Below are 5,477 nucleotides of genomic sequence, written 5' to 3'. Positions count from 1 at the left end.
CTCCCCATCCATGGCCCATACGCTGCCAGCGCTGCCCTACGGCCTCGATGCGCTCGAGCCCTACATCTCCCGCTCCACCCTCGAGTTTCACCACGGCAAGCACCATGCCGCCTACGTGACCAACTTGAACAATCTGGTGGCCGGCACGGATCTCGAGGCCAAGAGCCTGGAAGACACGATCACCGCCGTGGCCGGTGACGCTGGCAAGGCCGGCGTGTTCAACAACGCCGCCCAGGTGTGGAACCACAGCTTCTACTGGCAGTGCATGAAGCCCGGTGGCGGCGGCCAGCCCAGCGGCGCCCTGGCAGAGAAGATCAACGCAGACTTCGGCAGTTTCGAAGCCTTCGTTGAGCAGTTCAAGGCTGCCGGTGCCACCCAGTTCGGCAGCGGCTGGGCCTGGCTAGTGCTCGATGGCGGCACCCTGAAGGTCACCAAGACCGCCAACGCCGACCTACCCCTGGCCCACGGCCAGAAGGCCCTGCTCACCATGGATGTGTGGGAGCACGCCTACTACCTCGACTACCAGAACCGCCGCCCGGATTACATGACCACCTACCTGGAGAAGCTGGTGAACTGGGACTTCGTAGCAGCCAACCTGGCCTCGGCCTGAGTCGCACCCATCTGACATCAGCTCCTTACTGCGAGCCCAGCCCCCGGCGCCAAACCGGGGGCTTTTTGATGCAGCCAGTGAATGGCGATCAAAACGACAACAGCTGCCTTGCCGCAGCTGCGGATCAAGTGGCAGGGTGGGCGTCATCTCAATCTCCTCCGTTGTCCTTCACCGCCGACAGCCCTCTGCGCGATGCGGGCCAGGACGACAGCCAGGAGGATGCGCTGCGGGATGAATTCCTGGGAGCCCTGGAGGCCCTGGGGGGCTCCGCCGGCAACGGCCGCCTGCGCGAAGTGCTCGAGTGGGATGAGGCCACCTACGACGCTGTCAAAGCCGAGCTGCTGAGCCGCCGGATGATCGTGCCCGGACGGGGTCGCGGCGGCTCGGTGGCCCTGGAGGATGGCTCGGCGGCTCCCCGCACCCGTGCCCCCCAACGGCTCCCGCGCAGCCTCTGCCCCCAGCTCCTTTGAGCAGGCGTTCCGCGCCATCGACGATTGTCTACGCAAGGAGGCGGGCTGCGGCACCGAGCTCGACTACACCGAGCAGACTTCCTGGCTGCTGTTCCTCAAGTACCTCGAGGGACTCGAAGACGACCGGGCCGCCGTGGCCGCCCTGGAGGGCCGCAGCTACAGCCCCATCCTGGAGGAGCCCTACCGCTGGAGCCGCTGGGCGGCGCCGAAGAACGCCAGCGGCCAGCTTGATCACCACGCCGCCCTCACCGGCGACGACCTGCGCGACTTCGTGAACCAGCGCCTGTTCCCCTACCTAGAGCGCTTCAAGCAGAGCGCCAGCGGGCCGAACACGATCGAGTAAAAGATCGGCGAGATCTTCGGCGAACTGCGCAACAAGATCAGCAGTGGCTACAACCTGCGCGAAATCATCGATGGGCTCGATGGCCTGCGCCTGCGCTCCCAGGCGGAGAAGCACGAGCTCTCGATGCTCTATGAGGAAAAGATCAAGCGGCTGGGCAACGCCGGCCGCAACGGCGGTGAGTACTACACGCCCCGGCCCCTGATCCGCGCCATCGTGCAGGTGGTGAATCCGCAGATCGGTGAGTCGGTCTACGACCCGGCGGTGGGCTCGGCGGGCTTTCTTTGCGAAGCATTCGAATTCATGCGCAAGGGCGGATCCACGGGGGCGGAACTCAGCACCGCCGATCTGGACACGCTGCAGACCCGCACCTTCACTGGCAAGGAGAAGAAAAGCCTCGCCTATGTGATCGCGATCATGAACATGATCCTCCATGGCATCGAGGCGCCCAAGGTGCTGCACACCAACACCCTCACCGAAAACCTCAGCGATGTGCAGGAGCGCGATTGCTTCAATGTGATCCTAGCCAACCCGCCGTTCGGCGGCAGTGAACGCAAGGAGGTGCAGCAGAACTTCGAGATCCGCACCGGCGAAACCGCCTTTTTGTTTTTGCAGCACTTCATCCGCCTGCTGCGGGCTGGCGGCCGCGCCGGCGTGGTGATCAAGAACACGTTTCTCTCCAACACCGACAACGCCTCGGTGGCCCTGCGCCAGAAGCTGCTCACCGATTGCAACCTGCACACCGTGCTCGACTGCCCCGGCGGAACCTTCCAGGGGGCGGGGGTGAAAACGGTGGTGCTGTTCTTCGAGAAGGGCGCGCCCACCCGCCAGGTGTGGTTTTACCAGCTCAATCCAGGCCGCAACCTGGGCAAGACCAATCCGCTCAACGACCGCGACCTGGCGGAGTTCGTGGAGCTGCAGAAAACCTTTGCGGATTCACCCAAGAGCTGGAGCGTGCCAGTGGACTCCATTGATCCGCAGAGCTGGGATCTTTCGGTGAAGAACCCCCATGGGGGTGAGGCGGTGGCGCTGCGGAGTCCGGAGGAGATCATGGCGGAGATTGCAGCGTTGGATGTGGAGAGTGCGGAGGTGCTGGGGAGGATCAGGGGGTTGGTATGAGGGAAGGGTGGCAGACAAGAAACCTAGGAGACCTCTGCCGGATTCGGACGGGCAAGAAGGATGTCAACGAAGGCAATCCAGAAGGCGAGTTTCCGTTCTTCACATGCGCTGCCGAACATACGTTCAGCGATAACTACTCGTTCGATACAGAAGCACTGCTCATCGCAGGCAATGGCGATGTTGGCAAAGTAAGTTATTACAATGGCAAGTTCGAAGCCTACCAACGCACTTACGTCCTTTCGGAATTCACGGAAGTTTCACCGCAGTTCTTGTATCTCATCCTCGACGGCAAACTGAAGGACACGGTTTTCAAGCAGAAACTTGGGAACACGATGCCATAAATCAAAGTCGGGATGCTGACCGACTTTCAGTTACCCGTCCCACCACTCCCCGAACAGCAGCGAATCGTCGCCCTGCTCGATAAAGCGTTTGCGGGCATCGCCACCGCCAAAGCCAACGCCGAACAGAACCTCCAGAACGCCCGCGCGATCTTTGAGAGTCATCTTGAATCCGTGTTCAGTCAGCGGGGGGAGGGGTGGGTGGATCGCCAACTTGTCTCGCTCTGTACAGAAATCACTGTCGGGCACGTCGGCTCGATGAAAACTGAATACAAGGAGAGCGGCATTCCCTTTCTTCGTTCACAGAACATTCGTCCGTTCGAAGTGTCGATGGATAACTCAATGTTCATTGACGAAGCCTTTCATCGCACTTTGAAGAAGTCCCAGCTCTGCCCCGGTGATCTTGCCATTGTGAGAACAGGGTATCCAGGAACTGCGGCTGTGATCCCTCCAGAATTGTCGGAATCTAACTGTAGCGATTTAGTTATTGTGCGTCCAGGGGCGGAGGTCGATTCCCATTTTCTCGCTGCTTTTTTTCAACTCGGCCTTTGGAAAGCAGCTTGTGCTTGGGAAGATTGTTGGCGCCGCGCAAAAGCACTTCAATGTAACTGCAGCCAAAGAAGTTGTGTTGCACGTTCCGCCACTTTTTGAGCAGCTTGCCATAGTTGCTAAATCTGACGAACTCCGCGAAGAAACTCAGAGTCTTTCCCGCATTTACGAGTGCAAACTCGCCGCCCTGGAAGAACTGAAGAAGTCCCTCCTGCACCAGGCGTTCAACGGTGAGCTCTGAGCCCCAGGCTTAGATGGCACTTAACGTTGAACCACCAGCTCCGCCGTAACCATGACGGCTTCCGTCGCGCCACCTTGCTTGAACCGCGCTGAGGTGCTGGCAGTGCTGCGTCAGCACTACACGGCCTGTCTGCTGCGTTGAAGTCCGACTAGACTTCAATGGACGCTACCAGCGGTATGGCGATCGAACTCTCCAGCGACCAACTCGACGCCCTTAGCGTGGCGGAGAAGGTTCGATTACTTGAGCAGGTTTGGCAGAGCCTCTGCTGTCAACCTGATACCTTCACCTCACCAGACTGGCACGCTGATGTCTTGGTTGAGCGCCGCCAGCGACTCCTCGACGGTTCTGCCACGCGCATTCCCTGGAATGAGGCCAAAGCCCAGCTGCAGCGCCTGGCTGAATGATCATCGAGATTTCCTCCGATGCTCTGATTGATCTGGAGGAGGGATTCGACTTCTATCAACGTCAATCACAAGGTCTTGGGGCTTATTTCATCTCTTGCTTGATGTCAGACATTGAAGGACTCAATTACTTCGGCGGCATCCACCAGGTTGTGAATGGTTACCACCGTGCCTTGTCGAAGCGCTTCCCATTCTGCATCTACTACGATAAAAAAGGTGAAACTCTCACCGTTGTGGCCGTGCTTGATGCTCGCCGAGATCCTCTCTGGATACGGCAGAGATTGGGTTGATCAATCAGCGAAGCCTATGGCCATGGCGCCCAAACAATTGAGGTGATCGTCTACCGATTCGTGCACAATGCGGCCGGCGGCAAAGACGGCGCGGGCTTCCTGCAGAGCAATTTCCAGCTCGCACTCCCGGAGGCGCTGGTAAGCGTCGGCTTCCATCACCACAAACCGCAGTTCGCCCCGCACGCTCAGTCCCACCTCCCGTTCGTGCTCCAGCGCTCTCTGCTTTGTCTGAAGAGCCGTGATGGCTGCATCCGGCTGTTAATCGCCAGCCACCCCGAGGTGGAAGCTGCAATCCCATATCGAACGTGCCGGCCTGGAGCTATACCTCCGGCCGGATAGGCCAAACTGACCCCCCTCAGCGCTCGTGGTCGCGCCGCTCCCATGAACGAGGCCGAAACCCGCGCTGAGCTGATCGACCCGCTGCTGGTGGCGGCCGGTTGGGGCGTGGTGGAGGGCAGCCGCATTCGCCGCGAGTTTCCGATTGCCCCGGGGCGCATTGAGGGCGGCGGCCGCCGCGGCAAGTCCCTCAGTGCCGACTACGTGCTCAGCTACCGCAACACCGCCCTGGCGGTGGTGGAAGCCAAGGCCGATGGGTTGCCACTCACCGAAGGCGTGGGCCAGGCCAAGGAATACGCCGCCAAGCTCCAGCTGCGTTTCACCTACGCCAGCAACGGCCTGGGCATCTACGCCATTGACATGGACTCGGGCGAGGAGAGGGAGGCCGAAGCCTTCCCCACGCCCCAGGAGCTGTGGCACGCACCTTCGCAGTCGAGAACGCCTGGCGCGATCGCTTCGCTGCCATTCCCTATCCCGACAAGGGCGGCAGCTGGCAGATCCGCTTCTACCAGGAGATCGCCGTAAGCCGGGTGCTGGAGGCGATCGCCGCCGGCCCCAACCGCATTCTTTTGACGCTGGCCACCGGCACTGGCAAAACTTCGATCGCTTTTCAGATCATCTGGAAGCTCTTTCAATCCCGCTGGAACCTCTCCGGCCAGCCAGCCACCGGCCCCGCATCCTGTTTCTGGCCGATCGCAACAACCTCGCCGATCAGGCCTTCAACGACTTCACCGCCTTCGCCGCCTTCGAAGAGAACGCCCTGGCGCGGATCGAACCCGACGA

General features: G+C 60.7%; 9 protein-coding genes and 1 pseudogene. 9 read left to right on the top strand and 1 reads right to left on the bottom strand.

Annotated features, from left to right (window positions below; genetic code table 11):
• The first annotated feature begins 10 nt into the window (after positions 1-10).
• The 8 genes from KBZ15_RS17515 to KBZ15_RS17480 all read left to right on the top strand — a co-directional run bounded on the left by KBZ15_RS17515 (position 11) and on the right by KBZ15_RS17480 (position 4,358).
• A complete protein-coding gene (locus KBZ15_RS17515) occupies positions 11-610 on the top strand; it encodes a superoxide dismutase (protein ID WP_255016512.1) in 600 nt (199 codons plus the stop codon).
• A gap of 161 nt (positions 611-771) precedes the next feature.
• Positions 772-1,080, top strand: coding sequence for a hypothetical protein (locus KBZ15_RS17510; protein WP_255016511.1), 309 nt, complete (start codon positions 772-774; stop codon positions 1,078-1,080).
• Entirely contained in the window at positions 1,034-1,423 is a 390-nt protein-coding gene (locus KBZ15_RS17505; protein ID WP_255016510.1) for a type I restriction-modification system subunit M N-terminal domain-containing protein, read from the top strand. Before KBZ15_RS17510 ends, KBZ15_RS17505 begins: the two co-directional genes overlap by 47 nt.
• Before the next feature lie 123 nt (positions 1,424-1,546).
• The gene (locus tag KBZ15_RS17500) at positions 1,547-2,539 is read left to right on the top strand and encodes a class I SAM-dependent DNA methyltransferase (protein ID WP_255016509.1); all 993 of its coding nucleotides are present in this window, start codon (positions 1,547-1,549) and stop codon (positions 2,537-2,539) included.
• On the top strand, positions 2,536-2,880 hold the full coding sequence (locus KBZ15_RS17495) for a restriction endonuclease subunit S (RefSeq protein WP_255016508.1): 345 nt from the start codon (positions 2,536-2,538) through the stop codon (positions 2,878-2,880). Before KBZ15_RS17500 ends, KBZ15_RS17495 begins: the two co-directional genes overlap by 4 nt.
• A 12-nt stretch (positions 2,881-2,892) precedes the next feature.
• A complete protein-coding gene (locus tag KBZ15_RS17490) occupies positions 2,893-3,528 on the top strand; it encodes a hypothetical protein (RefSeq protein WP_255016506.1) in 636 nt (211 codons plus the stop codon).
• A gap of 297 nt (positions 3,529-3,825) precedes the next feature.
• A complete protein-coding gene (locus KBZ15_RS17485; protein WP_255016505.1) occupies positions 3,826-4,071 on the top strand; it encodes an addiction module protein in 246 nt (81 codons plus the stop codon).
• Positions 4,068-4,358 carry a hypothetical protein gene (locus KBZ15_RS17480; protein WP_255016504.1) on the top strand — a complete coding sequence of 97 codons (291 nt, stop codon included), beginning with the start codon at positions 4,068-4,070 and terminating at the stop codon, positions 4,356-4,358. The genes KBZ15_RS17485 and KBZ15_RS17480 overlap by 4 nt, the downstream gene beginning before the upstream one ends.
• On the opposite strand, the gene KBZ15_RS17475 is transcribed toward KBZ15_RS17480, so the two are convergent.
• Positions 4,359-4,553: a hypothetical protein gene (locus KBZ15_RS17475; RefSeq protein ID WP_255016503.1), complete on the bottom strand. Its 195-nt coding sequence runs from the start codon at positions 4,551-4,553 to the stop codon at positions 4,359-4,361.
• 186 nt (positions 4,554-4,739) lie between these two features.
• Between KBZ15_RS17475 and KBZ15_RS17470 the strand changes: the two are divergent.
• A pseudogene (locus tag KBZ15_RS17470) lies at positions 4,740-5,477 on the top strand (DEAD/DEAH box helicase family protein); the annotation flags it as partial.

It is taken from the genome of Cyanobium sp. BA20m-p-22 (assembly GCF_024346275.1).
Lineage (GTDB): Bacteria > Cyanobacteriota > Cyanobacteriia > PCC-6307 > Cyanobiaceae > Cyanobium_A.
This window is presented reverse-complemented; position numbering and strand designations above follow the sequence as displayed.